The following is a 24,649-nucleotide window of genomic DNA, read 5'->3' on the forward strand; positions in this document are numbered from 1 at the left end:
GCAAGCGTAACGGGCCCCGCGCGGGGCCCGTTTTTTGTGTTTACCCTTCCGCCGATTCAGGGATCTGGATCACCGGAGCTTTGCCCAGCGGCAGCGGCCCGAGCTTCATCTGGCCAGCGCGGAAGGTCAGCGGCAATGTCAGCAGGCCGGATTTGTCGACCATCTGCCCCGCCAGAAGCTTGACCATATCCACGCGGTTCCGCGCGATCAGCCCCGCATCGACAGCCACCTCCAGCCAAGCTTCCCAATCCGGCGTGCTCAGCAGGATCTCGCCTTCGGGCTGGCCGGTTTCGGTGATGGTCAGGGCCCCTTGCGCGCTGACCAGCTTGGCGTCCCAATCCAGCGTGAAATTATCGATCCGCAGCGTTTGCAGCGCGGGCATGCGGGCAAGGCTGCTATTGTCCAGCGGTGTGGCCGTGCCGATGGCGGCATTCAGATGGATCTGGTCGATTTTATCCGCCAGCGGCGTGTCGGTTGCCGCGCCGTCGGGCAGAAGCTTGCGCAGCGCATCCAGCGGGATCTGCACCTCGTCCATATTGGCTGTGACCTGATAGGCATGGGCAGGGGTCAGTGTGGATTGCGCATCTGACGGGTCCACGATCGAGGCCGCACCGCTTTTGGCTTCGTTCAGCGTTACGCTGATCTGGTTCGCGCCAAAATCGATCTTTTCACCGCTGATCTCGGGCTGGTCGAGCACAAGCTTGGCCGCGTTCAGCGGTAGCGAACTGCTCAGCCCCAGATCGACATGAAGCTGGTTAGAGATGTTTGACAGCGTGAACTGATGCCCCGCCCAACCCAGATCGGCTTCTTCGGGCAGGGTCATGGTGATCGAGGTCGGGCTGAACACACCGGCATTGAGCTGGGCATATTCGGCAGCCCAGTTAAAGCCGCCATCGGGCTGGGTCAGCTCGGGAGATTCGAAATTGGCAGTGAATTTCGTGGGAAAGCCACTGACAGCCACTGCCTGTGCCGACCCCCAGCCACCGGCTTCGGCGCTGGCGATCAACGTTTTCGCACGGCTTTCGATCGCGCGTGACATCAGCACCCAATAAGTGCCGAAAATGACACCCAATATGATGATGAGACCCACTAATTTTCGCATTATATACCTCTTCACGCCTCTTGATATCTTATCTATTCGGCACAAGAGAAAAGGACCAGAGACATGAACAAGACGTTATGGGTTTTCGGCTATGGTTCGCTGATCTGGAATCCGGGATTTGTACCGGAAGAACAGGCACTTGGTCGTTTGAAAGGGTGGCATCGCTCTTTCTGCATGACGTCCATTCACTATCGCGGCACTATGCGGAACCCGGGCTTGGTGCTGGCGCTCGACGCGCAGGAAAACGCGGTTTGCGCGGGGGTGGCACTGCGGGCCAAAGCGGGGGAAGAGGCGCAGGTGCTGTCCTATCTGCGCGCCCGCGAGCTGGTCTCGGATGCTTATGAGGAACGTCTCCTTCCGGTGGCGCTGGCGGACGGGCGCGTGGTCGAGGCGGTGACCTATGTCATCGATCCGGCGAACACCCAGTATTGTCACCACCCGCTAGAGGATCAGGCGCAGATTATCGCCCGCTCCTGCGGCAAGATGGGGCCGAATTGCGAATATCTCTATAATACTGCCCAGCATCTGGGCAGGCTGGGTATCGCGGATCCCGATCTGGACTGGCTCGCGGCACGGGTGCGCCATCTTGCCGAGGAGGCGCGCGGATAGCCCTTGGAGAAACCGCCTGTGACGATTAGGGTCGAGCCGGAAACAGATAATCTAGGCCATCCATGTCGAAGCTGAAGCTTGAACCGCAATTCTCCCAGCCCGTGCGGCAGATCTTTATGATGCTGGTGGTGCTGGGGCTGGTCGCCACCGGTGCAGTTTTCGCCTATGCGCGGATTTTCCCGATTTTTCTGTCCAACCCTTGGCTGAACGGCGTGATTGTGGTGACTTTCGTGCTGGGGGTGCTGGCCTGTTTCTGGCAGGTGGTGCAGTTGATCAAGGCGGTTAGCTGGCTGGAAAGCTTTGCGGCGGACCGTCCGGGCCGGCCCGATGTGCGGGCGCCCGTGATGCTGGCACCGCTGGCGGCCCTTCTGGGGACGCGCCAACGCGCCGATATTGCCACCTCTGCGGGGCGCTCGATTCTGGAATCGGTGGCCGAGCGGATTGATGAAGGCCGCGATATTACCCGTTATATCACGGGGTTGCTGATCTTTCTGGGGCTTCTGGGCACCTTCTACGGGCTGGCCACAACGGTGCCTGCGGTGGTTGACACCATCCGCGCGCTGGCACCCCAAGAGGGGCAATCGGGGCTAAGCGTCTTTGACAACCTGATGACCGGCCTTGAGGGACAGCTGGGGGGGATGGGCACGGCGTTTTCCTCCTCGCTTCTGGGGCTTGCGGGGTCGCTGATCGTCGGATTGCTGGAACTGTTCGTGACGCATGGCCAGAACCGGTTCTACCGCGAGCTTGAGGAATGGATCAGCTCGATCAGCCGGCTCAGCTTTGCCGGCGGTGATGGCGAGGAATCGGCGGTGATCGAGATCCTTGACCATATGGCCGAGCAGATGAACCAGCTGAACGGGCTCTTTGCCGAGAGCGAGGGCTCGCGCCGTCAGGTGGATGTGCGTCTGGGTCAGCTTGCGCATGTGATGGAGGGGCTGTCCGACCGCCTTGATAGCGAGATCGCCGCGCGCAGTGCGCAGGCCGAAAGCCTTCAGCGCATGGCCGACGGCCAAGAGCGGCTGGTAATGGCGCTCGAGACGATGGCGGCCTATTATGCCTCTGATCTCTCGGCGGAAAATGATGCCGAGATGCGGATGCGCCTGCGGTCGATGGATGGGCAGATGGCGCGTATCCTCGAAGAGATGTCGGCGGGCCGTCAGGAAAGCATGGCCGAGCTGCGCAATGATTTCGCCGCGATGACGCGCGCCATTCTCGCCCGCCCGCGGGAGAGCTGAGATGGCACTGGCGCGGCGCGGACGGCAGCGGTTTTCCACCAATATCTGGCCCGGTTTCGTGGATGCGATGACCGCGCTTCTGTTGGTGGTCATCTTTGTGCTGTCGATCTTCATGGTGGTGCAATCGGTGCTGCGCCAGCAGGTGAATACGCAGGAAAATGAACTGGCCTCGTTGAATGACACGGTGGACGGGCTGGCGCAGGCGCTGTCGCTGTCGCGTCAGAAGGTGGGGTCGCTGGAAACCAAGCTGACCGATGCCGAAACCGAGGCGCAGCGGCAGGCGACCCTGATCGCCAATCTCACGGGCCAGCTTCGGGATCGCCAGTCCGATTTGGCCGCAGCAGATACGAAAATCACCGCTTTTGAAGCACAGGTGGCGCATCTTCTGGCAGCGCAAAAGGCGCAGATGCAGGCGTCTGACCAGAAGCTGCGCGTCTCGCAAGCGACGATTGATGACCTTCGCACCAAGCTGCAGGTGTCGGGGGAAGAGATTTCCACGATGACCCTCGCACTGGAGGAGGCCCGCCGTCAGGCCGAAGACACGCTGACCAAACTGGCAGCCGCGCAGGCCGCGCGCGATGATCTGCAGGGCAGGCTGGACACTCAACTGACCGAGGCCGAACGGCAGGCGGCGTTGCAGGCGGTGGCCGAAAAGGCGCTGGCCGAGCAGAAAGATATCTCGCAAGACGCGGCCCGCAAGGTCGAATTGCTGAACCAGCAGATTGCGGCCCTACGTGGCCAGCTGGGGCAATTACAGGCCGTTCTGGATGATAGCCAGACGCGATCCGCGGCTTCCAAAAGCCAGATCGAATCGCTTGGCACTCAACTCAACTCGGCGCTTGCGCAGCTTGCCGCCGAGCAGAAACGCCGTGCCTCTCTGGAAGAAGCGGCGCGCAAGAAGGCGGAAGCCGAGGCGCAGGATCTGGCAAGCTACCGTTCGGAGTTTTTCGGCCGCCTGTCGAAAATTCTGCAAGGGCGCGAGGGGGTAAAAGTGGTCGGCGACCGCTTCGTCTTCTCCTCTGAAGTGCTGTTCCCGCAGGGGTCTGCCACCCTGTCCGATGAGGGTAAGGCGCAAATCGCGCAGGTGACCCGCTTGCTGGACGAGTTATCTGCCGAGATCCCGCCGCAGCTTGACTGGATCATTCGTGTTGATGGCCATACCGATGACGTGCCGCTTTCGGGGACGGGGCAATATCGCGACAACTGGGAGCTCAGTCAGGCGCGCGCGCTTTCTGTCGTGCGCTATATGATCGACAGTCTGAAATTCCCGCCCAACCGTCTGGCGGCGACAGGTTTCGGGCAATATCGTCCGGTTGCCAAAGGCGATAGTCCAGAGGCGCGTGCCGCCAACCGCCGGATCGAATTGAAGCTGACCGAACGCTAGGGCAGGGTCACCTCTCCGGCGGTGATATGCCCCGTGGTGTCCGTGACGCTAAAAGTATAGGTGCCCGGTTTCAGGCCGGTTTTTACATTGCGCCCGATGTAGCGTAGATAAAGCGCCTGCGGCTTTTCAAAGGCGATGTTCTGGCTCAGGTTCTGGCCGCCCCCAGAAAGGGTTGCATGTAGATCAGCTTCGGGCTGTCCGCCAAAGCCGTAAATCCACAGGATCAGACGGCCTGCGCCCTCTTGCGGCAATGCGGGCAAACGGCCCTGTTTGATGGCATCATAATCGGGGATTTCACTGGTGAGCCCTGCCAGAAGCACGCCGCCCCCGTCATAGGCGATGGGCGTCTTCCAAAGCTGGGCGTGATCGGCGGCAAGGGTGCAGGCGCTGTCGCCTGCGGTGAACGGGTCAAGCGATTGCCCGTTATGCCGGATTTCGAAATGCACATGAGGAAAGGCCGCCAGCCCGGATTGTCCGATTTCTCCCAATGTGGTGCCGGTGGTCACTTTCTGCCCCGGCTGGACCAGAATAGAGCCGTTTTTCAGATGGCAATATTGGGTTTGCCAGCCTGAGGCATGATCAATGATAACCCCGTTGCCGCATTCTCTATCTTTGACCGAGGCACCGTCAGCAAAGGCGGAATCGGGTTCTCCATCACGGGTGGCGCGCACTGTTCCATCAAGCGCCGCGTAGACTGCGATAGTCTTGCGCATATCTGCGCGGGTAGGGACTGCGATATCGGTGCCGTCATGGCCATCATATGTCAGATTCCCGCAGGCGCTATCGGTGACCCCGGGGCCGGGATCGTGATCGACATAGTTCTGGATATAGCAGGTTTTTCCCAAGGTGCAGTCGACCGGAAAGGCAAATCGCGGCTCGGATAAAGTTTCGGCCCCGCAAGGCAGGGCCGAAACAAGTAGAAGAAGAAAAGGCCGCATCAATCGGCTGTCAGCAGCGGTGGTTTCGAGCCGGTGATGCGCGGTTTGCCAGGCTCTTCGACCTCGATAACGATTTCGTCGTCCTTCACCGAGACCTTGGCCAGACCGCCTTTGGTCAGCTTGCCGAATAGCAGCTCTTCGGCCAGCGGCTTCTTGATATGCTCTTGGATCACGCGGCCCAAGGGACGGGCCCCCATCCGCTCGTCATAACCTTTCTCGGCGAGCCAGTTTGCAGCTTCCGGTGTGAGCTCGATATGCACGTTGCGATCAATCAGCTGGGCTTCAAGCTGCAGCACGAATTTATCGACCACTTGGATAATGGTCTCGCGCGGTAGCGGGGCGAAGCTGACCACCGCATCCAGACGGTTGCGGAACTCCGGCGTGAAGGTCCGTTCGATCGCGGCCGTGTCTTCGCCCTCGCGGCGATCCCGACCGAAACCGATTGCGGCTTTTGCCATATCCGAAGCACCCGCATTCGAGGTCATGATCAGGATCACGTTGCGGAAATCGACCTGACGACCGTTATGGTCGGTCAGTTTGCCGTTATCCATCACCTGCAGCAGGATGTTGTAGACATCGGGATGCGCTTTCTCGATCTCGTCCAGCAGCAACACGCAATGCGGATGCTGGTCGACGCCATCGGTCAAAAGGCCACCCTGATCAAAGCCGACATAGCCCGGAGGGGCGCCGATCAGGCGCGAGACCGCATGTTTCTCCATATATTCCGACATGTCGAACCGCAGCATCTCGACGCCGAGCGAGCTGGCAAGCTGTTTGGCCACTTCGGTCTTACCCACACCGGTCGGACCGGCAAAGAGGTAGTTGCCGATGGGCTTCTCGGGCTCGCGCAGACCGGCACGGGCCAGCTTGATCGAGGCGGCCAGCACTTCGATGGCCTTGTCCTGACCGAAGACCACGCGTTTCAGCGTTTTCTCCAGGTCGCGCAGCACCTCGGCATCGTCTTTCGAGACGTTTTTCGGGGGGATGCGGGCAATTTTGGCCACGACATTCTCGATTTCTTTCGGTGTGATCGTCTTGCGACGCTTGCTGTCGGGTAGCAGATGCTGGGCGGCACCTGCCTCGTCGATCACATCGATTGCCTTATCGGGCAGCTTACGGTCGTGGATATAGCGCGCCGACAGCTCTACCGCAGTCTTGATCGCATCATTGGTGAAGCGGATGTCGTGATGCTCCTCGAAATAGGGCTTGAGACCCATGAGGATTTTCACGGCATCTGCGGTCGAGGGCTCGTTCACATCGATCTTCTGGAAGCGCCGCGACAGGGCGCGGTCTTTCTCGAAATGTTGACGGAATTCCTTATAGGTGGTCGACCCCATGCAGCGCAGCTTTCCGCCAGCCAGCGCCGGTTTCAGCAGGTTCGAGGCATCCATCGCGCCGCCCGAAGTGGCCCCCGCACCGATGACGGTGTGGATCTCGTCGATAAACAGGATCGCATCGGGATGGTCTTCAAGCTCTTTCACAACCGCTTTCAGACGTTCCTCGAAGTCACCACGGTAACGGGTGCCCGCCAGAAGCGCGCCCATGTCGAGCGAATAGATCGTCGAGCCTTTCAGGATCTCGGGCGTCTCGCCACGGGTGATTTTCAGCGCAAGACCTTCCGCGATTGCGGTTTTCCCCACGCCCGGATCGCCCACCAGAAGCGGGTTGTTCTTGCGACGGCGGCATAGCACCTGCACGCAGCGTTCCACCTCTTCATGGCGCCCGATCAGCGGGTCGATATCGCCTTTCTTGGATTTCTTGTTGAGATCGACGCAATATTTGGCCAGCGCCGACTCCTTGCCCTCGCGCTCGGACTGATGGTTGGTGGTGTCGGCCTTGTTGGTCTCTTCCTCCTCGGCACCGGTGACAGACCGGTTTTCGCCGAATTCCGGATCTTTCGCGACACCATGCGCGATAAAGTTCACCGCATCATAGCGGGTCATTTCCTGCTCTTGCAGGAAGAAGGCCGCATTGGATTCCCGCTCTGCGAAGATCGCGACCAGCACATTGGCCCCCGTCACTTCGGAGCGACCCGAAGATTGCACATGAATGGCCGCGCGTTGGATCACGCGCTGGAAAGCAGCCGTGGGCACCGCTTCGGAGCCTTCAACCTCGGTAATCAGGGTCGAGAGGTCATCATCGATGAAGTCGGTTAGGGTTTGACGAAGTTCATCCAGATCGACCGAGCAGGCCCGCATGACGCGATTTGCGTCGGGCTCGTCGATCAGCGCCAGCAGCAGGTGCTCAAGCGTCGCCAGTTCGTGCCGGCGCGCGTTGGCCAGTGCCAGCGCACCATGAATTGCTTGTTCCAAAGTGGTCGAGAACGAAGGCATGTGGTGCTCCTTTCCTATGTTGGCGGCGGTATCAAAGCGACCCGATCACCAACCTGGCCTCATAGTATTAAACTTCGGTGGAAATTCGCGCTGTTCAAGACCTTTGGTGCAAATTCCAGTTAAGTTTCAGGCTCCGCTGGAAAAGTAAACAGAAGGTAACCAGAAAGATCTTTCACGTGGCTTGCCTTGCAAACTGGCCTTTTGCGCCAGCGATTTCAATCCGCTGTTGAAAATTTGCGACAAAATTACGACAAGTTGTGCTAAAAAAATAGGCAGATGCAAGATCAGGGCCGCGCGGTTGCGAGATTCGGATTTTCTGACGGAACGGCAAAACCGGCGGAGTTTCTCGTTTTTCCGGAAGTCAGCTAAAAATAAGCTTGATTGCGACAATTCGTACCGGCTTTTCGAAGAGATTGAGACTTGAAACCGGAGAGGCTGCGGCACTAGGGAGGCGGGGGAGCCCAAAGGTTTAAAATATGCGCAGATATAAAATTTCTCGAAATGCAATGTTGCGGCGGTCACGGGCTATGGTGTCCTCGCGCAGATTGTGGAAATCGCGCTTGATTTTCTGGCTCGGGGCTATCGCGATTGGTGTGATTTCGGTGGGTTTTGCGACCGCTGCCGATTACGCCCAAGAGCTGTTTCGCGGGCTTACGGTCGATGCCGGCCGGAACTGGTTGCCCCTGATCATCACCCCGCTTGGGTTTCTGTTATGTGCCTATCTGGCCCTGACCCTTTTTCCGGGCACGTCCGGGTCGGGTATTCCGCAGGCGATCGCCGCCCAGACCCTTACCGAACCGGGAGAGCGCGCGAAGCTCTTGTCGTTGAAGATGGTGTTCGGGAAGATTCTATTGACCATTCTGGGGCTCTTCTCGGGCGGGTCCATCGGCCGTGAGGGGCCAACGGTGCAGATCGGTTCGGCCATCATGTTGCAATCGGCCAGTCTGGGCGGGATGGCCCATTCACGCGGTCTGATTCTGGCGGGGTCGGCCGCCGGGATCGCGGCTGCGTTCAACACGCCGCTGGCGGGCATCGTGTTTGCGATCGAAGAGATGAGCCGCAGCTACCAGTCGCGTACGAATGGTGTGGTGTTGTCGGCGGTGATCATCGCCGGTATCGCCTCCCTCAGTCTGCTGGGAAACTATACCTATTTCGGGATTTCTGACTCGATTGGCGAATTGCCGCGCGATCTCGGTCTGGTGCTCGTTTGTGGCGTGACCGGCGGGCTGTTCGGCGCGCTCTTCTCGCGTCTGGTGATCAATATCACGCGGCGTATCCGTCGCTGGAAAGCCAATGGCAACGCCTTTCGCCGCTCGCTTCTGCAGGCGTTGATCTGCGGGATTATCACGGCGGTGATCGGCTATGTTTATGCGGGCTCGACCTTCGGGACTGGCTATGGCGAGGCGCGGGCCTCGATCGAGGGCGAAGCCCTGCCGCTGACGTTCTTCTTTGCCAAGCTGATTGCCACCGTCGCGGCCACCGTTTCGGGGATTCCGGGCGGTCTTTTTGCACCGTCTCTCGCGGTCGGCGCCGGGCTTGGGTCTTCTATTGCCTTGATTATGGGGACAAATGTCGGACTTGCATCGATCCTCGGGATGGCAGGGTATTTTGCGGGGGTTGTGCAATCCCCGATGACGGCTTTCGTGATTATCGTCGAAATGACGGGCAGCCATAGCAATATCGTGCCGGTCATGGCTGCGTCGATGATCGGCTACGGGACCGCGCGCTTTGTGTCGCCCGAACCGCTTTATGGTACCTTGGCACGGTTTTTCATTGCGGATGCGTTGCGTCTGCGGCGCGCCAAGGCGCAGGCCGCGCGCGAGACCGATACCGATGCGGCCCCCGAAGGCGCCGCAAAAGCTTAGAACTGGTCTTTGGCCTGCCGCGCCTTGGTAAAGACATCAAGCGCGGAGGCCGTTGACGGAAGTCCGAGGGCGGCCTTCAGATCCGGATCATCGGCGCGCAGGAACGGGTTGGTGGCTTTTTCCAGCGCAAGGGTCGAGGGCACGCTTGGCTCGCCCCGATTGCGGCGGGTCAGGGTCTCGCGCATGCGGGACTTCAGCGCGGGGTTGTCGGGTTCGAGATGCAGGGCGAAGCGTCCATTGGCTTCGGTATATTCATGCCCCGAACAGACGATGATGCCATCGGGCAGGGCCGCGAGGCGGCGCAGGCTGGCCAGCATCTGCTCGGGCGAGCCTTCGAACAGGCGTCCGCAGCCCCAGCTCATCAGGCTGTCTCCGGTAAATACCATGCCGGATTGCGGAAAATAATAGGCCAGATGCCCGACGGTATGGCCCGGCACATCCAGCACCTGCACCGCGTCCGATCCGATCTGGATCTGGTTGCCCGGTTCAAGCGCCACATCCAGCGGCGGCAGGCGATGGGCATCGGCGGCCGCTCCGATGACCTTGGCACCGGTACGGGCGCGAATTTCAGCCACGCCCGCGATGTGATCCTCATGGTGGTGGGTCAACAGGATTCCATCCAGTTTTACCCCCGCAACCTTGAGAGCTTCGAGGATCGGCGCGGCCTCGGGCGCATCGACCAGCGTCACGGCACCGGTTGGCGCGTCTTTGACGATATAGGCGTAATTGTCGCTACGGCAGGGGATGATCGACAGTTCGATGGTCATGGCGTTTTCGAGAACCTTCACTATGTTTAGGGCAGGCTAAGCCGAATAGGACAAAAGCTGCAATGCATGTAGATGTGCTTGATCTGCGAAATTTCTATTACCGGACCCAGTTGGGACGGGTGGCACAACGGGCGCTGCGCGATCAGGTGCTGGCGATCTGGCCTGCCGACGGGGCAGGGGCTACCGGGCGCACGGTTGCGGGCTTCGGCTTTACCGCTCCGCTTCTGCGTCCCTATCTGGAGAATGCGCGGCGGGTGATTTCGCTGATGCCTGCGCCGCAGGGGGTGATGCCGTGGCCCGCAGGCGAGCCGAATGTCTCGGTGCTGACCGAAGAACTGCAATGGCCGTTGGAGACCGGTCTGGTGGACCGTCTGGTGGTCATGCATGCCATCGAGCAGTCCGACAATGCCAATGACCTGTTGGAGGAATGCTGGCGTGTCATGGGGCCCGGAGGGCGGGCGCTGCTGATTGTGCCCAATCGTGCGGGGCTTTGGGCCCCGCGCGAGACAACGCCGTTCGGGTTCGGAAAACCCTATACCCTGTCGCAACTTGATAATCTGGCGCGGCGCAACGGGTTTGTCCCTGAACGCCACACTGCGGCGCTTTATATCCCGCCATCGCACCGGCGATTCTGGCTGCGTTCGGCGCAGATGTGGGAAGGGGTCGGGCAGAAGATTTCCGGCCTGCTCGCGGCGGGGGTCGTGATGCTGGAGGTGTCCAAACAGGTCACCCAGCCACGCAAGCCGGGCTTGGGCGCAAGGGTGCGGCGGCCGCTCTCCATTCTGGAAGGCGCAGCCAAGCCCGCGACAGAGCCGTCATGGCGGATCAACCACGGGCGCGGCGGCAATGTTACACATCATCGTCTGACGGATCACTAGGGGCTGGGGCAAATTGACGCAGATTCGGCCCGCTATTTGTGTATTTGGTATTAAAATATGACGAATAGGCGTCTTGACTTGGCCGAACTTGTTAATGGTAGCGCCCTCAGCCAAAAAAACAGGCGAAATCTGTCGGCTATGTTCACGGCTTAGTGCGCAAGAAGGTTGCGGGTGGGGGGCGGCTCTGTTACATCCTGCTACCGAAACGAGGGCGAGCGTGGGCGCGCCCTGAGGAGATCTCCGGTTGTTGCCTTCCGGTCCGTTTAGGGGCGGGGGGCTACGGGTGGAGGATTAACATCGGAAGGGTGGCCGTGTCCGAACCAGCTTCAATTTCCGCAGGCATTGCCGACCGTTATGCAACGGCGGTTTTTGAGATTTCCAAAGACTCCGGTCAGCTTGATACGCTGAAGGCTGAGGTCGATGCCTTGGAGGCCGCGCTTGCTGAGAGCGCCGATCTGCAAGACCTGATCAACAGCCCGATCTATACGCGTGACCAGCAGGACGCCGCGATCGAGGCCATCGGTAAGTCGATGGGGCTGAGCGCGACGATGATCCACACGCTGGGTCTTATGGCACAAAAGCGCCGCCTGTTCATTCTGCCCGCATTGCTGCGCGCTCTGAGCGCGATGATCGCGGAAGCAAAAGGCGAGGTCACCGCAGATGTGACCTCTGCAACCGAACTGTCCCAAGAGCAGCAAGCCAAACTGGCCGACGCCCTTGCGGCAAAGACGGGTAAAACCGTTAAGCTGAACATTGCAGTCGATGAGACCCTCATCGGTGGCATGATCGTCAAGCTGGGCTCGCGCATGGTCGATACCTCGATCCGCTCGCAGCTCGCTTCCCTCCAGAATAGCATGAAAGAGGTTGGATAATGGGTATCCAGGCATCTGAGATCTCTGCGATCCTCAAGGAGCAGATCAAGAATTTCGGGCAGGATGCCCAGGTCGCCGAAGTCGGCCGTGTTCTTTCCGTAGGCGACGGCATTGCCCGCGTTTATGGTCTGGACAACGTCCAAGCCGGTGAGATGGTCGAATTCCCGGGCGGCATCCGTGGCATGGCGCTCAACCTCGAAACCGACAATGTCGGTATCGTTATCTTCGGCTCCGACCGTGACATCAAGGAAGGTGACACCGTCAAGCGCACCAACGCCATCGTTGACGTGCCTGCAGGTGACGCGCTTTTGGGTCGCGTTGTGGACGCCCTCGGCAACCCGCTGGACGGCAAAGGCCCGATCGAGGCGACCGAGCGCCGTGTGGCCGATGTCAAAGCGCCGGGCATCATCCCGCGTAAATCGGTTCACGAGCCGATGGCAACCGGCATCAAGTCGGTCGACGCGATGATCCCGATCGGCCGTGGCCAGCGTGAACTTATCATCGGTGACCGTCAGACCGGCAAGACCGCAATCGCGCTCGACACCATCCTGAACCAGAAAGTCTACAATGACGCAGATCCGGCAAACGCGCTGCACTGCTTCTATGTGGCTATCGGTCAGAAGCGTTCGACCGTTGCCCAGCTGGTGAAAAAGCTCGAAGAAGCGGGCGCGATGGCTTACACCACCGTAATCGCGGCAACCGCTTCGGACCCCGCGCCGATGCAGTATCTGGCTCCCTATGCGGCAACCGCAATGGCCGAATACTACCGCGACAACGGCAAGCACGCGCTGATCATCTATGATGACCTCACCAAGCAGGCTGTGGCCTACCGTCAGATGTCGCTGCTGCTGCGTCGTCCGCCGGGGCGTGAAGCATTCCCGGGCGACGTGTTCTATCTTCACTCGCGCCTGCTGGAGCGTTCGGCCAAGATGAACGAAGAGTTCGGTCTTGGTTCGCTGACCGCTCTGCCGGTGATCGAAACCCAAGCGGGTGACGTGGGGGCCTATATCCCGACCAACGTGATCTCGATCACCGACGGTCAGATCTTCCTTGAAACCGACCTGTTCTACCAAGGCATCCGCCCTGCTGTGAACACCGGTCTGTCGGTGTCGCGTGTGGGGTCGTCCGCTCAGACCAACTCGATGAAATCGGTGGCTGGTGCCGTGAAGCTGGAGCTCGCGCAATACCGCGAGATGGCCGCCTTCGCCCAGTTCGGTTCCGACCTCGACGCTGCGACCCAGAAGCTTCTGAACCGTGGTGCGCGTCTGACCGAGCTGATGAAACAGCCGCAATATTCGCCGCTGACCAATGCCGAGATCGTTGCTGTGATCTTCGCAGGGACCCACGGGTTCCTCGACAAGGTCGACGTGAAGGATGTGACCCGCTGGGAAGCCGGTCTGGTGACCTTCCTGCGTTCGTCCAAGAAAGACGTGCTTGACTGGATCACCAACGAAGATCCCAAGATCAAGGGCGAAGCAGCTGACAAGCTGAAAGCAGCCATCGAAGCATACGCAAAGACGTTCGCGTAAGCGGCCCGGAAGGATAGGGATATGCCCAGCCTTAAGGACCTCAAAAACCGGATCGCGAGTGTCAAGAACACTCGTAAGATCACGAAGGCGATGCAAATGGTCGCGGCAGCAAAATTGCGCCGCGCCCAGGAAGCAGCCGAAAGCGCACGGCCCTTCGCCGAGCGTATGAACGCTGTGATGTCATCGCTGGCCGCCTCGGTGGGCGGCTCTGATAGCGCGCCCCGGCTTCTGGCCGGGACGGGTTCGCAGCAGGTGCATCTTCTGGTGGTGATGACGGCGGAACGCGGCCTGTGTGGCGGCTTCAACGTCAATATCGCCAAGAAGGCAAAGCAAGCAGCGCATAAGCTCAAGGCCGAAGGCAAGACGGTGAAAATCATCACCGTCGGCAAGAAAGGCCGCGATTCGATGCGCCGCGAGCTTGGTGACCTGTTCATCGATCACGTCGATCTGTCGGGGGTGAAGAACCTGCGTTATGTCGACGCGCAATCCATTGCGAAGAACGTGCTTGCCCGCTTTGACGCAGGCGAGTTCGATGTTGCGACGATCTTCTATTCGCGCTTCCAGTCGGTGATCGCCCAGATCCCGACGGCGCATCAGATCATCCCCGCAACCTTCGACGCACCGGAAGATGCAATTGGCGCTTCGGCAGTCTATGACTACGAGCCCAGCGAAGAAGCGATCCTGCATGACCTGCTGCCGCGTGGTGTGGCAACGCAGATCTTCACGGCGCTTCTGGAAAATGCTGCATCGGAGCAAGGCGCACGGATGTCCGCAATGGACAACGCAACGCGCAACGCCGGCGATATGATCGACGACCTGACCGTGGAATTCAACCGTTCCCGCCAGGCCGCAATCACCACCGAGCTTACGGAAATTATTTCGGGCGCTGAGGCGCTCTGACCGAACCGGAGAAAACACACCAATGGCAAAGCATGGCAAAGTGACGCAGGTCATCGGCGCCGTCGTGGACGTTCAGTTCGAAGACGGCCTGCCCGAAATCCTCAATGCGCTCGAGACCACCAACAACGGCAACCGCCTCGTTCTGGAGGTTGCACAGCACCTCGGTCAGGGCACCGTTCGCACCATCGCGATGGACTCGACCGAAGGTCTGGTCCGCGGCGCGGGCGTGACCGATACCGGCGCACCGATCTCGGTGCCGGTTGGCGCGCCGACCCTCGGCCGTATCCTGAACGTCATCGGCGAGCCGGTTGATGAAAAAGGCGAAGTCGCGAAAGACGAAGTCCGCGCGATCCACCAGCCCGCTCCGGAATTCTCCGAGCAATCGACCGAGAGCGCCGTTCTTGTGACCGGCATCAAGGTGATCGACCTTCTCGCGCCCTACGCAAAGGGTGGTAAGATCGGTCTGTTCGGTGGTGCAGGCGTGGGTAAAACCGTTCTGATCATGGAACTGATCAACAACATCGCAAAAGTGCACTCGGGCTTCTCGGTGTTTGCAGGTGTTGGCGAGCGGACCCGTGAAGGGAACGACCTCTATCACGAAATGATCGAATCCGGCGTTATCGTTCCCGATAACCTGTCGGAATCGAAAGTGGCACTGGTCTACGGCCAGATGAACGAGCCTCCGGGGGCACGTTCGCGCATCGCCCTGACCGGTCTGACCATCGCAGAGCAATTCCGCGACAGCTCGGGTTCGGACGTTCTGTTCTTCGTGGACAACATCTTCCGCTTCACCCAAGCCGGTTCGGAAGTGTCGGCCCTTCTGGGTCGTATCCCTTCGGCCGTAGGCTACCAGCCAACGCTGGCCACCGATATGGGCGCGATGCAGGAACGCATCACCTCGACGAAGAAGGGCTCGATCACCTCGATCCAGGCCGTCTACGTTCCTGCGGACGACTTGACCGACCCCGCGCCGGCAACCACCTTCGCCCACCTCGACGCAACCACCGTTCTGTCGCGTGCGATCTCGGAACTGGGGATCTACCCCGCCGTTGACCCGCTCGACAGCTCCTCGCGTATGATGGATCCGCAGATCCTCGGCGAAGAGCACTATAAAGTGGCGCGCGACGTGCAAAACATCCTGCAGCGCTACAAATCGCTGCAAGATATCATCGCGATCCTCGGTATGGACGAACTGTCGGAAGAAGATAAGATCACCGTGCAACGCGCACGTAAGATCCAGCGCTTCCTCTCGCAGCCGTTCGACGTGGCAAAAGTCTTCACCGGCTCGGACGGTGTTCAGGTTCCGCTGGAAGACACGATTTCGTCCTTCAAGGCCGTTGTCGCTGGCGAATATGACCACCTGCCGGAAGCAGCCTTCTACATGGTTGGCGGCATCGAGGAAGTGAAAGCCAAAGCCGAGAAACTCGCGGCGAACGCGTAAGGAGGCGGCTCATGGCCAATACGATGCAAGCCGATCTCGTGGCCCCCGAACGGAAGCTCGCTTCCGTTCAAGCCACGCAGGTTCTCGTTCCGGGGGCCGAAGGCGACATGACGGTCATGCCGGGCCACGCGCCCGTCATTACCTCGCTGCGCCCCGGCAAGCTGACGATCGTGTCTGAAGCGGGGGAAGAAAGCTATGCCGTCACTGGCGGCTTTGCCGAGATCTCGCAAGACGGTATTGCCGTTCTGGCCGAGCGTGCCCTTCCTGCGGCAGAGTTCACGGCAGAGATTGCCGCGCAACTCGTTGACGAAGCGCGCAAGGCACATGCGGAGGCAACTCCTTCGGTTGCCGAGATGACCGCGAAGATGCTTGCCGACATGGAAGCCCTCGGGGCACATATGCTCGGTTAATTCCGGACACATCACAGAAAGAGCCCCACAAATTTGTGGGGCTTTTTTTTACTTTATCGGTATATGGTCGGGTTGAAAGACGGATGGAGCGGCTTGATGCTGAAAATTGACGCACAACAGGTTGGCATCGGCCAAGGGACCTTGGTGCTTTTTTCGGACTATCAGGATGGCGGCAAAATGTGGACGGGCACCGGCCCGCGCGAATTGCGCCGCGTGGTGAGTTTTGACGAGGCCTATGCGATGCCTCCCAAAGTTCAGGTCACGCTTTCGATGTGGGATATCGATCAGCAGCATAATCCGCGTATGGATATCTCAGCGGATATGATCACCACCGAAGGCTTTGTGATCGTGTTCCGGACATGGGGGGATAGCAAGGTGGCACGGGTGCGCGCCGACTGGCTTGCCATCGGTCCTGTGCGTCATGATGACGACTGGGATGTTTATTGAGGCGTCGTGCTTAATGCTGGCGGGGCAGCGGGGCCGGCCGTCCCAGATAGAAGCCCTGACCGTATTTCACACCAAGATCCATCAGGATCGCTTTCTCGTCTTCGGTCTCGATCCCTTCCGCAATCAGCTCGCAACCGGTCTCTTTCGAAAACTGCAATAGCGCACTGACCATCGCACGGTTTTCCTTTCGATTGGCCAGCTCGGCGACGATCACACGATCGAGCTTGATCAGATCGGGTTTCAGCGCAAGGATATGGGCCAGCCCTGCATTGCCTTGTCCGACATCATCAAGCGCGATCTTGACGCCGAGCGCCCGTAAGGCATCCAACCGCCGTCCAAGCCGTGCGAAATCCTGAATGACCGCTTGTTCCGAAATCTCTACAGCAAGTGCACGCTGGGCATTTCCTTCCAGATAGGCTTCGAAGCGGCTTTGCAGTGACGGGGCCAGAAGGCTGTCCGGCGAATGGTTGATGCTGATCAGGCTGGTGAGGTTCAGACGCTCGGCCTCGTCAAGGATGCAGTTTGCGGCGTTCAGCTCCAGCTTTGGTCCCATGCCGTAATTCTGCGCCAAAGCGAACATGTCTTGCGGGCTGTGCTGCGGCATTTCCTGAAAACGCGACAGCCCCTCATAGCCGATGATATGCCCGTCCTCGAACCGCTTGATGGGCTGGAAGACAGGGCTGATTGCAGGCTTGCGGAGGGTTTGCGCCAGATCCTCGCAGAGCGGCTCGTCAAGTCCGGAGATCTTCGCATGCAAGCGCAGATTGGCGGAAATCATTTCGGCCATCGTGCGGAACATTCTCAGCTCTACATCGGTCAGCGGCGGGCGTTCCTTTCTGGAGAAACAGCAGATGGTGCCGAAGGGCAGACCCGGGTGGATGTGGATCGGAAAAGAGACATGTATCCCGATATCGAAGTTCTCGTCGTCGCGGAGATGGCGCACGGTCTCCATGATCGGATCGCGGGACTGGATGATATGCGGCAGGATGTCGTTGCAGACCCAATAGCAAAGCGTGTCGTTGAGGGGCAGGCCATTACCGGGGATCAGCGGCTTCAGAAACGGGGTGGCCTCATCAACGGTCAAAAACCACAGGCGCCCGTCTTCAATTTCCGACACGAAGATGGTTTCCATGCCAAGATAGTCGCGTAACGCGCTCAACGATTCTTTGAGCGTGTCCACGACGGCTTCGCGGATCGTTTGATGTTTCGATCGGTTCAATACCGAGGTGAAATCAGCATTCATATCAGACCCTGCATCGGAGCCCACCAGTTACTCTATAAGGTAAACAATTCCCTATTAACCGATTCGTAATAGAGGAATGATGGGCGAGCAACCGCTGATTGTGAATTTTCGTTTCGAATTATCTGAATTTGTGAAGACGTTGCACAAAGGCCTGTTTCGGGCGAAATGTTCCGCATCTGTTCGCCCCTTCGTTGCGCGCGCGCCGCCCGTCCTCGGGGAAAAGCGGCCCGCCGCATCGCATGAATGCAAAAAGGGTGCCCGAAGGCACCCTTTTCGTTTCCAAGGATGGAAAGCGGATGATTACATCATGCCGCCCATGCCACCCATGCCGCCCATGCCGCCCATATCCGGCGCGCCTGCGCCTTCTTTTGCGGGCTTGTCGGCAACCATTGCTTCGGTGGTGATCAGCAGGCCTGCGATCGAGGCTGCGTCTTCCAGCGCGGTGCGGGTGACCTTTGCCGGATCGATAACGCCGAAGGAGAACATGTCGCCATATTCTTCGGTCTGCGCGTTGAAGCCGAACTTGAGGTCGCTCGATTCACGGATCTTGCCAGCGACAACCGCGCCGTCAACACCTGCGTTTTCAGCGATCTGACGCAGCGGAGCTTCCAGTGCGCGACGGACGATTGCGATACCCGCATCGACATCGGCATTCGCGCCGGTCACGCCTTCAAGCGATTTCGCGCCTTGGATCAGAGCAACACCACCCCCCACAACGATGCCCTCTTGGACAGCGGCGCGGGTTGCGTTCAGTGCGTCATCAACGCGGTCTTTGCGCTCTTTCACTTCGACTTCGGTCAGGCCGCCAACGCGGATCACTGCCACACCGCCTGCGAGTTTCGCAACACGCTCTTGCAGCTTCTCGCGGTCGTAATCCGAGGTGGTTTCCTCGATTTGCGTGCGGATCTGGCCAACGCGTGCCTCGATCTCCGCCTTGTCGCCAGCACCGTCCACGATGGTGGTGTTGTCTTTGGTGATCGTGACTTTTTTCGCGGTGCCCAGCATGTCCATGCCGACGCTTTCCAGCTTCATGCCCAGATCTTCCGAGATCACCTGACCGCCGGTCAGGATCGCGATGTCCTGCAGCATGGCCTTACGGCGATCACCGAAGCCAGGAGCTTTGACAGCCGCAATTTTCAGGCCGCCGCGCAGCTTGTTGACCACGAGGGTCGCCAGTGCTTCGCCTTCGACGTCTTCTGCGATGATGAGAAGCGGTTTTTGCGACTGGATGACTTGCTCCAGCAGCGGGACCATCGGCTGCAGCGACGAGAGTTTTTTCTCGTGAAGCAGGATGAGGCAGTCTTCCAGCTCGGCAACCATTTTGTCGCCATTGGTCGCGAAGTAGGGGGACAGGTAGCCGCGGTCGAATTGCATACCTTCGACGACTTCGACCTCGGTCTCCATACCTTTGTTTTCTTCGACGGTGATCACGCCGTCATTGCCGACTTTCTGCATTGCGTCTGCAATGAAGCGGCCGATGGTGGCTTCGTTATTGGCCGAGATGGTGCCAACCTGTGCAACCTCGTCGGAATCCGCAACCGGACGCGACGCGGCTTTGATCGCTTCGACAACCTTGGAGGTCGCTTGGTCGATCCCGCGCTTGAGGTCCATCGGGTTCATGCCCGCTGCGACAGCTTTCATGCCTTCGCGAACGATGGCTTGTGCGAGAACGGTCGCGGTGGTGGTGCCATCGCCTGCTTCGTCATTGGTGCGCGAGGCCACTTCTTTGACCATTTGCGCGCCCATGTTCTCGAACTTGTCTTCGAGTTCGATCTCTTTTGCGACCGAAACACCGTCTTTGGTGATGCGCGGTGCGCCGAAGGATTTGTCGAGAACGACGTTACGGCCTTTCGGGCCCAGCGTCACTTTGACTGCGTCTGCGAGGATGTTGACACCCTTGAGCATGCGATTGCGTGCGTCGGTGCCGAATTTTACGTCCTTGGCTGCCATATTCTTTGGCTCCTTGACTGGAATTTCTTGAAATCAGGGTTCAGGTAAGTCCTTGGACTTACGCGATGATGCCCATGATGTCGGATTCTTTCATGATCAGGTACTCAACGCCTTCCAGCGTGATCTCGGTGCCCGACCATTTGCCGAACAGGACGCGATCGCCTGCTTTGACGGAGGGTGCGATCAGCTCGCCCGAATCCTTACGTGCGCCTTCGCCCACGGAAACGATTTCGCCTTCTGCCGGCTTCTCTTTTGCGCTGTCGGGGATGATCAGGCCGCCTTTGGTCTTTTCTTCGCTCTCGACGCGCTTGACCAGAACACGGTCATGAAGCGGTTTGAATGCCATCTGGGTCACTCCCAAAATCTGTGTTGTTGCTTTTAGCACTCGCTGTTGGTGAGTGCTAACGATGCCGGAGTTAGGCATTGCCCCCCGAACATGTCAACACCCCGTCGCGGAATTTTTTGCGTCAATCTTTAAAACCGAGCGTTGGCTCTTGTCTGGCCGGATGGCCGATCTTCGGGCTGGTATTGGCCGCGCGCTGCGATACACTGGTGTCGCAACTGGGGAAGAGTTTGAAGATGCTACGTAAAATCCTGCGCTCGGCCATGCTTCTGGGCAGTCTCTTCGGGCCGGTCGCGGCACATGCGGCCTGTTCTGGCGCAAATCTTTTTGACGCGCTGCCCCGCGAAGTCCGTGCCACGATGCTGGAACGGGCGCATGCCGTGACGCATGGTCAGGGGCTTGTGTGGCGCGCCACCAAGGGGCGGCAGTCCATTTTGCTGATCGGCACCAATCACGTGCCGGATTCGCGTCACATCGCCTTGTTGCAGGAGGTGCAGGCCGAATTCGGTCGGGTGAAGGCGCTTTATGTCGAGGCGGGGCCTGACGAAGAGGCGGCCTTGCAGAAGGCTATGGCCGAGCGGACCGATCTGATGTTCATGACAGACAAGACCCTGCCCGACATCCTGCCGGAAGCCGATTGGCAGGCCCTGCGCAAGGCGGGGAAAGACCGCGGCATTCCGGGGCCACTTCTGGCCAAGATGCAACCGGCATTCGTCATGATCACACTGGCGATGCCACGCTGTATGATCGAGGCATTGCAGGCGGGCCAAGGCGGGGTGGACAAGCGGCTGATCGCCGAAGCGACCAGACAGCACGTGCCGATTGTGGCGCTTGAGCCTTATGATACGCTGTTTCGGGTGATGGACGGGCTGTCGCAAGAAGACGCCATTGCCATGTTGCAATCGACTTTGGCGGCCACCGAGGATGGTGATGCCACGATGGCCACGATGGCCGATCTTTACGCGCGCGGCGAAGTGCAGCTGATCTGGGAATTCGAACGCCAGCAGGCCTTGGAGCGCGGTGATCCACCGGCAGAGGTCGAGCGGCAACTGGCGCTGACCCATTCGCTTTTGATTGCCGGGCGCAATCGGTCATGGGTGCCCGAGATCGAAGAGGCGGCTGCGAAAGGCCCGATCATGGTTGCTGCCGGTGCGCTGCATATGGTGGGCGAGGACGGGGTGCTGGCACTTCTGGAGCGCGATGGCTGGAAGGTTTCGCCGCAAATGCGGAAGCTGGGCTTCTAGCGCCGCCTGCCGATAGGTGCCATAAGCCATCGCTGCTAGGTGACAAGTGTTAATCCAGCGTCTAAGACATTGCCCAAAGTCATTCAAATCCGAGGAATCCGATGACCACCAAGGTTTTTGGCCATAAATCTCCCGACACCGACTCGACCGGTTCGCCCATCATCTGGGCGTGGTATCTCAACGAGATCAAAGGCATCGACGCCAAGCCCTGCCTCTTGGGCGAACCCAATACCGAAGCGGCCTTCGTGCTGGAGCATTTCGGTCTGGACAAGCCCGAGATCATTTCGGGCGTTGAGGCTGGCGAGAAGGTTGTCATCGTTGACACCAATAACCCCGCCGAGCTGCCCGAGGGCATCAATGCTGCCGATATCACCGCGATCATCGACCACCACAAGCTGGTCGGCGGTCTGGAAACCAAAGGCCCGATCGATATCACCATCCGCCCGCTGGCCTGCACCGCGACCATCATGCATGACCTGATCGGCGAGGATCTGGCCAAGGCACCTGCGGGGATCAAAGGCGCGATGCTGGCCTGTATCCTGTCTGATACGCTGGAATTCCGCTCGCCCACCACCACCGATCACGACAAAGCCGTCTGCGAGAAACTGGCCGCGGATCTGGGCATCGAGATCAATGATCTGGCGACCAAGATGTTCGAAGCGAAATCCGATGTCTCGGCCTTCTCTGATGCCGAACTTCTGCGCATGGACTCCAAGGAATATACCGTGGGTACGACGGGGCTGCGCGTCTCGGTTCTGGAAACCACCGCGCCGCAACTTCTTCTGGACCGTAAGGATGCGCTGATGGGCGCAATGCCCGCCGTGGCCAAGGAAGATGGCGCCGATGAGGTGCTGCTGTTCATCATCGACATTCTGAACGAAGAGGCCACGCTTTTGGTGCCCAATGACACCGTGAAGCAGATCGCCGAAGCCTCTTTCGACTGCTCGGTTTCGGGCGATACGGTCGTTCTGCCCGGCATCATGTCGCGCAAGAAACAGATCATCCCGAATCTGAAAGCCTGAAGGGTAGGGCGGGGGCTTTCCCCGCCCCTCTTACCCCAGCCGCTCGGCCAGCGCGCCCGATAGAAACACCGGACGACCGGCGGCGAAACAGCCCATGACGCGACGCCGCTCGGGGCAGAGGATCACCAGATCCCCGCGTTTGCCTGCCTCAAGGATGCCGCGATCCGTCAGCCCCATGACCTGTGCAGGCCCTTCTGATACCAGCCGCCACGCCTGCGCCAGATCGCAGATCCCGCGATCCACCAGCGCAAAGACCGCGCCGATCATCGCCGGGTAGTGGTAATCCGAGGCCAGCGCATCCACCAGACCTTCCGCCACCAGATCGCCTGCCGAGACCGAGCCGCGATTATGCGACCCCCCTCGCAGGACATTGGGCGCGCCCATGATCACCGCATGTCCCTGTGCGCGGGCCGCCACGGCCGCCTCGCGCGAGACCGGAAATTCCGCAATTCGCACGCCACGCGCGGCCCAAACGTCCCGCAGCCCCGCGTCATCATCATGCGAGCCGAACCGCAGATCGGGCAGGGCCTGCATCACCGCACGCACAAAACCCTCGACCTCTGCATCACGGGCCTTCAGCGCGTGCATCATCGCGTGATGGGCCTCGGGCGAGCGCCCCGCCTTCAGCGCCGATCCGTTCAGCCGAGGCGGTTTCTTGCCAGACTCCAAGGCCTTATGCGGCAGGTGATCGTTGAACAGCAGATAATCCAGCCCCGTCTCTTTGGCTAGATCCACCACCGCCTTGAGATCATCGATCATATGGGTTTCCAGCCGCAGCTGCATCCGCATATCCAGCCGCAGATCGGTCGCCTTCAGCGCATGGGCCAGCCGCGTGGCAAACTCGGGGCCGCGCATGCCGCCCTCCCATGACCAGAATTGCGCCAGCCAAGCGGTGGTGATGCCACAGGCCGCCAGTTCGCCCTCGACAAAGCCCAGATTGGCCCCCAGATCCGAGACCATCCCACGGCGCGGCGCCAAGTGACGTTCAAACGCATCGCCATGCAGATCCACGATCCCCGGCAGGATCCAGAAGCCCCGCGCATCCAGCTGGTGACGCGCCGTGCCCGTGCCAATCACGCCCGAGGCCAGCGTCAGCGCGCCTTCGCTCAGGGTATCATGCAGGATCTGCCCGCCTGTGATCTGCCAGCTCATGGCGTTCTCCTTTTGCTTGGGCGCCGTCTTCATGGGCGTTCCCTAACGCGGGTGGGCGCCTGAGGCCAGCGAAACCATCTGCGCTTTGGCCGCCTGCTGCAAGGCGCGCGACAAGGGCGCCAGCGGCTCTTTGAGGTTGCGCAGGAATTGCCAGTAAAGCGGCACCTCGGCCTGAGTTTCATCCAGCGCGACCAGCCCGCCAGAGGCCAGATGGTCCCGCGCCAGCATATGGGGGTGCAGTGCCCAGCCCATCCCCAACAGCCCCGCGCGCAGGAAGTCATGGGTCGCGCCAATCTGATGGCGCTTCAGCGGGCGGGTCACCCCATAGTGCTGCCGCGCCCAAGCGGCCTGCAGCCCGTCTTTGGCGGAAAACACCAGCGCGGGCGCCTCGGTCAGCGCCTGCGCCGTGACGCCGTGCGGGAAATGGCGCGCGATAAAATCGGGCGTCGCGCAGGGGATGTAGCGCATCCGGCCCAAAGCCACGATGTCACAGCCCGCCACGGCGTGGGCATTGGTGGTGACCGCGCCCATAACCTCGCCGCGTTTCAGCCAGCCTTCGGATTGGGTCTCATCCTCGATCACCAGATCGAACAGCGCCTCAAGCCCCGCCAGCGCCGGAAGCGCCCAAGTCGCCAGACTGTCAGCATTGATCGCCACCCGCAGCCGCGCCTCGCCTTGCTCCGTCAGGCTATGTTCCAACAGTTGCACCTGTGCCAGATGCTGCGCCAGCCGCATCCCCTGCGCGGTGCCCGAACAGGGCTGGCCGCGCACCACCAGAACCGCGCCCATACGGTCCTCCAGCGTCTTGATCCGCTGGGACACGGCCGAGGGCGTGACCCGCAGCGCATGGGCGGCTGCCTCAAAGCTTCCACTCTCGATCACAGCGGCCAGAGCCTGTAGCGCGGGATAGTCCAGCATTAGCCTGCCTTAATCTGGGTTAGTTCATTTCAGTATGACTGAAACCCGCCCCATGCGATAGGGCGCA

Annotated in this window: 23 protein-coding genes; 13 read left to right on the forward strand and 10 right to left on the reverse strand. The window is 60.0% G+C overall.

Annotation, left to right across the window (positions count from 1 at the left end; all coding sequences use genetic code 11):
• Window positions 1-40: 40 nt before the first annotated feature.
• Window positions 41-1,102, reverse strand: a complete 1,062-nt coding sequence (locus RPE78_RS09820; RefSeq protein WP_339109297.1) for a DUF2125 domain-containing protein — start codon at window positions 1,100-1,102, stop codon at window positions 41-43.
• Window positions 1,103-1,165: 63 nt separating this feature from the next.
• On the opposite strand from RPE78_RS09820, the gene RPE78_RS09825 reads away from it, so the two are divergent.
• The 3 genes from RPE78_RS09825 to RPE78_RS09835 all read left to right on the forward strand — a co-directional run bounded on the left by RPE78_RS09825 (window position 1,166) and on the right by RPE78_RS09835 (window position 4,330).
• Window positions 1,166-1,711, forward strand: coding sequence for a gamma-glutamylcyclotransferase (locus RPE78_RS09825; RefSeq protein WP_339109298.1), 546 nt, complete (start codon window positions 1,166-1,168; stop codon window positions 1,709-1,711).
• A 62-nt stretch (window positions 1,712-1,773) separates the two neighbouring features.
• Window positions 1,774-2,946 carry a biopolymer transporter ExbB gene (locus RPE78_RS09830; protein ID WP_339109299.1) on the forward strand — a complete coding sequence of 391 codons (1,173 nt, stop codon included), beginning with the start codon at window positions 1,774-1,776 and terminating at the stop codon, window positions 2,944-2,946.
• Window position 2,947: 1 nt separating this feature from the next.
• Window positions 2,948-4,330 (forward strand): peptidoglycan -binding protein, encoded by a 1,383-nt coding sequence (locus RPE78_RS09835; RefSeq protein ID WP_406720451.1) that lies wholly within the window; start codon window positions 2,948-2,950, stop codon window positions 4,328-4,330.
• On the opposite strand, the gene RPE78_RS09840 is transcribed toward RPE78_RS09835, so the two are convergent.
• The 3 genes from RPE78_RS09840 to RPE78_RS09850 all read right to left on the reverse strand — a co-directional run bounded on the left by RPE78_RS09840 (window position 4,327) and on the right by RPE78_RS09850 (window position 8,123).
• Complete coding sequence (locus RPE78_RS09840) at window positions 4,327-5,175, reverse strand: M23 family metallopeptidase (protein WP_406720452.1); 849 nt, start codon at window positions 5,173-5,175, stop codon at window positions 4,327-4,329. The genes RPE78_RS09835 and RPE78_RS09840 overlap by 4 nt on opposite strands.
• A 92-nt stretch (window positions 5,176-5,267) precedes the next feature.
• Complete coding sequence (clpA, locus tag RPE78_RS09845) at window positions 5,268-7,601, reverse strand: ATP-dependent Clp protease ATP-binding subunit ClpA (protein ID WP_339109302.1); 2,334 nt, start codon at window positions 7,599-7,601, stop codon at window positions 5,268-5,270.
• Window positions 7,602-7,727: 126 nt separating this feature from the next.
• Window positions 7,728-8,123, reverse strand: a complete 396-nt coding sequence (locus RPE78_RS09850) for a hypothetical protein (protein WP_406720453.1) — start codon at window positions 8,121-8,123, stop codon at window positions 7,728-7,730.
• Between the two features lie 38 nt (window positions 8,124-8,161).
• Between RPE78_RS09850 and RPE78_RS09855 the strand changes: the two genes are divergently transcribed.
• The gene (locus RPE78_RS09855) at window positions 8,162-9,466 is read left to right on the forward strand and encodes a chloride channel protein (protein ID WP_406720454.1); all 1,305 of its coding nucleotides are present in this window, start codon (window positions 8,162-8,164) and stop codon (window positions 9,464-9,466) included.
• Here RPE78_RS09855 and gloB read toward each other — a convergent pair.
• Entirely contained in the window at window positions 9,463-10,233 is a 771-nt protein-coding gene (gloB, locus tag RPE78_RS09860) for a hydroxyacylglutathione hydrolase (RefSeq protein WP_339109305.1), read from the reverse strand. The genes RPE78_RS09855 and gloB overlap by 4 nt on opposite strands.
• 62 nt (window positions 10,234-10,295) lie before the next feature.
• On the opposite strand from gloB, the gene RPE78_RS09865 reads away from it, so the two are divergent.
• The 7 genes from RPE78_RS09865 (at window position 10,296) to RPE78_RS09895 (ending at window position 16,710) form a co-directional block, all read left to right on the forward strand.
• Window positions 10,296-11,111, forward strand: coding sequence for a hypothetical protein (locus tag RPE78_RS09865; protein WP_339109306.1), 816 nt, complete (start codon window positions 10,296-10,298; stop codon window positions 11,109-11,111).
• A 311-nt stretch (window positions 11,112-11,422) separates the two neighbouring features.
• Window positions 11,423-11,983, forward strand: a complete 561-nt coding sequence (locus RPE78_RS09870) for a F0F1 ATP synthase subunit delta (RefSeq protein ID WP_339109307.1) — start codon at window positions 11,423-11,425, stop codon at window positions 11,981-11,983.
• Complete coding sequence (atpA, locus tag RPE78_RS09875; protein ID WP_339109308.1) at window positions 11,983-13,512, forward strand: F0F1 ATP synthase subunit alpha; 1,530 nt, start codon at window positions 11,983-11,985, stop codon at window positions 13,510-13,512. The genes RPE78_RS09870 and atpA overlap by 1 nt, the downstream gene beginning before the upstream one ends.
• A gap of 21 nt (window positions 13,513-13,533) precedes the next feature.
• On the forward strand, window positions 13,534-14,412 hold the full coding sequence (locus tag RPE78_RS09880; protein ID WP_406720455.1) for a F0F1 ATP synthase subunit gamma: 879 nt from the start codon (window positions 13,534-13,536) through the stop codon (window positions 14,410-14,412).
• A gap of 22 nt (window positions 14,413-14,434) precedes the next feature.
• Window positions 14,435-15,853 (forward strand): F0F1 ATP synthase subunit beta, encoded by a 1,419-nt coding sequence (atpD, locus tag RPE78_RS09885; protein WP_339109310.1) that lies wholly within the window; start codon window positions 14,435-14,437, stop codon window positions 15,851-15,853.
• 11 nt (window positions 15,854-15,864) lie between these two features.
• Complete coding sequence (locus RPE78_RS09890; RefSeq protein WP_339109311.1) at window positions 15,865-16,263, forward strand: F0F1 ATP synthase subunit epsilon; 399 nt, start codon at window positions 15,865-15,867, stop codon at window positions 16,261-16,263.
• 96 nt (window positions 16,264-16,359) lie between these two features.
• The gene (locus RPE78_RS09895; protein ID WP_406720456.1) at window positions 16,360-16,710 is read left to right on the forward strand and encodes an H-type lectin domain-containing protein; all 351 of its coding nucleotides are present in this window, start codon (window positions 16,360-16,362) and stop codon (window positions 16,708-16,710) included.
• A gap of 10 nt (window positions 16,711-16,720) precedes the next feature.
• Here the strand turns inward: RPE78_RS09895 and RPE78_RS09900 are convergent, their stop codons facing one another.
• The 3 genes from RPE78_RS09900 to groES form a co-directional block, all read right to left on the reverse strand.
• Complete coding sequence (locus tag RPE78_RS09900) at window positions 16,721-17,953, reverse strand: EAL domain-containing protein (RefSeq protein WP_406720457.1); 1,233 nt, start codon at window positions 17,951-17,953, stop codon at window positions 16,721-16,723.
• Between the two features lie 300 nt (window positions 17,954-18,253).
• Window positions 18,254-19,903, reverse strand: coding sequence for a chaperonin GroEL (groL, locus tag RPE78_RS09905; RefSeq protein ID WP_339109314.1), 1,650 nt, complete (start codon window positions 19,901-19,903; stop codon window positions 18,254-18,256).
• A 58-nt stretch (window positions 19,904-19,961) separates the two neighbouring features.
• Window positions 19,962-20,249 (reverse strand): co-chaperone GroES, encoded by a 288-nt coding sequence (gene groES, locus RPE78_RS09910; protein ID WP_339109315.1) that lies wholly within the window; start codon window positions 20,247-20,249, stop codon window positions 19,962-19,964.
• Window positions 20,250-20,482: 233 nt separating this feature from the next.
• Between groES and RPE78_RS09915 the strand changes: the two genes are divergently transcribed.
• A complete protein-coding gene (locus RPE78_RS09915) occupies window positions 20,483-21,490 on the forward strand; it encodes a TraB/GumN family protein (protein WP_406720458.1) in 1,008 nt (335 codons plus the stop codon).
• A gap of 101 nt (window positions 21,491-21,591) precedes the next feature.
• Entirely contained in the window at window positions 21,592-22,512 is a 921-nt protein-coding gene (locus RPE78_RS09920) for a manganese-dependent inorganic pyrophosphatase (RefSeq protein WP_406720459.1), read from the forward strand.
• Between the two features lie 30 nt (window positions 22,513-22,542).
• Here the strand turns inward: RPE78_RS09920 and RPE78_RS09925 are convergent, their stop codons facing one another.
• Together RPE78_RS09925 and RPE78_RS09930 are read right to left on the reverse strand one after the other, a co-directional pair.
• Window positions 22,543-23,664 carry an alpha-D-ribose 1-methylphosphonate 5-triphosphate diphosphatase gene (locus RPE78_RS09925; protein WP_406720460.1) on the reverse strand — a complete coding sequence of 374 codons (1,122 nt, stop codon included), beginning with the start codon at window positions 23,662-23,664 and terminating at the stop codon, window positions 22,543-22,545.
• Between the two features lie 42 nt (window positions 23,665-23,706).
• A complete protein-coding gene (locus tag RPE78_RS09930; protein ID WP_406720461.1) occupies window positions 23,707-24,582 on the reverse strand; it encodes a LysR family transcriptional regulator ArgP in 876 nt (291 codons plus the stop codon).
• Between the last annotated feature and the right edge of the window lie 67 nt (window positions 24,583-24,649).

The sequence above is a fragment of the Thioclava litoralis genome (assembly GCF_045278885.1).
In the GTDB taxonomy this organism is placed as follows: Bacteria; Pseudomonadota; Alphaproteobacteria; order Rhodobacterales; family Rhodobacteraceae; genus Thioclava; species Thioclava litoralis.

Coding starts and splice junctions, on each gene's coding strand:
- RPE78_RS09880 (WP_406720455.1), top strand. CDS start 13,534: ATGCCCAGCCTTAAGGACCTCAAAAACCGGATCGCGAGTGTCAAGAAC.
- RPE78_RS09825 (WP_339109298.1), top strand. CDS start 1,166: ATGAACAAGACGTTATGGGTTTTCGGCTATGGTTCGCTGATCTGGAAT.
- RPE78_RS09890 (WP_339109311.1), top strand. CDS start 15,865: ATGGCCAATACGATGCAAGCCGATCTCGTGGCCCCCGAACGGAAGCTC.
- RPE78_RS09820 (WP_339109297.1), bottom strand. CDS start 1,102: ATGCGAAAATTAGTGGGTCTCATCATCATATTGGGTGTCATTTTCGGC.
- RPE78_RS09920 (WP_406720459.1), top strand. CDS start 21,592: ATGACCACCAAGGTTTTTGGCCATAAATCTCCCGACACCGACTCGACC.
- RPE78_RS09895 (WP_406720456.1), top strand. CDS start 16,360: ATGCTGAAAATTGACGCACAACAGGTTGGCATCGGCCAAGGGACCTTG.
- atpA (WP_339109308.1), top strand. CDS start 11,983: ATGGGTATCCAGGCATCTGAGATCTCTGCGATCCTCAAGGAGCAGATC.
- gloB (WP_339109305.1), bottom strand. CDS start 10,233: ATGACCATCGAACTGTCGATCATCCCCTGCCGTAGCGACAATTACGCC.
- RPE78_RS09930 (WP_406720461.1), bottom strand. CDS start 24,582: ATGCTGGACTATCCCGCGCTACAGGCTCTGGCCGCTGTGATCGAGAGT.
- RPE78_RS09835 (WP_406720451.1), top strand. CDS start 2,948: ATGGCACTGGCGCGGCGCGGACGGCAGCGGTTTTCCACCAATATCTGG.
- RPE78_RS09915 (WP_406720458.1), top strand. CDS start 20,483: ATGCTACGTAAAATCCTGCGCTCGGCCATGCTTCTGGGCAGTCTCTTC.
- RPE78_RS09925 (WP_406720460.1), bottom strand. CDS start 23,664: ATGAGCTGGCAGATCACAGGCGGGCAGATCCTGCATGATACCCTGAGC.
- atpD (WP_339109310.1), top strand. CDS start 14,435: ATGGCAAAGCATGGCAAAGTGACGCAGGTCATCGGCGCCGTCGTGGAC.
- RPE78_RS09865 (WP_339109306.1), top strand. CDS start 10,296: ATGCATGTAGATGTGCTTGATCTGCGAAATTTCTATTACCGGACCCAG.
- RPE78_RS09830 (WP_339109299.1), top strand. CDS start 1,774: ATGTCGAAGCTGAAGCTTGAACCGCAATTCTCCCAGCCCGTGCGGCAG.
- groES (WP_339109315.1), bottom strand. CDS start 20,249: ATGGCATTCAAACCGCTTCATGACCGTGTTCTGGTCAAGCGCGTCGAG.
- RPE78_RS09900 (WP_406720457.1), bottom strand. CDS start 17,953: ATGAATGCTGATTTCACCTCGGTATTGAACCGATCGAAACATCAAACG.
- clpA (WP_339109302.1), bottom strand. CDS start 7,601: ATGCCTTCGTTCTCGACCACTTTGGAACAAGCAATTCATGGTGCGCTG.
- groL (WP_339109314.1), bottom strand. CDS start 19,903: ATGGCAGCCAAGGACGTAAAATTCGGCACCGACGCACGCAATCGCATG.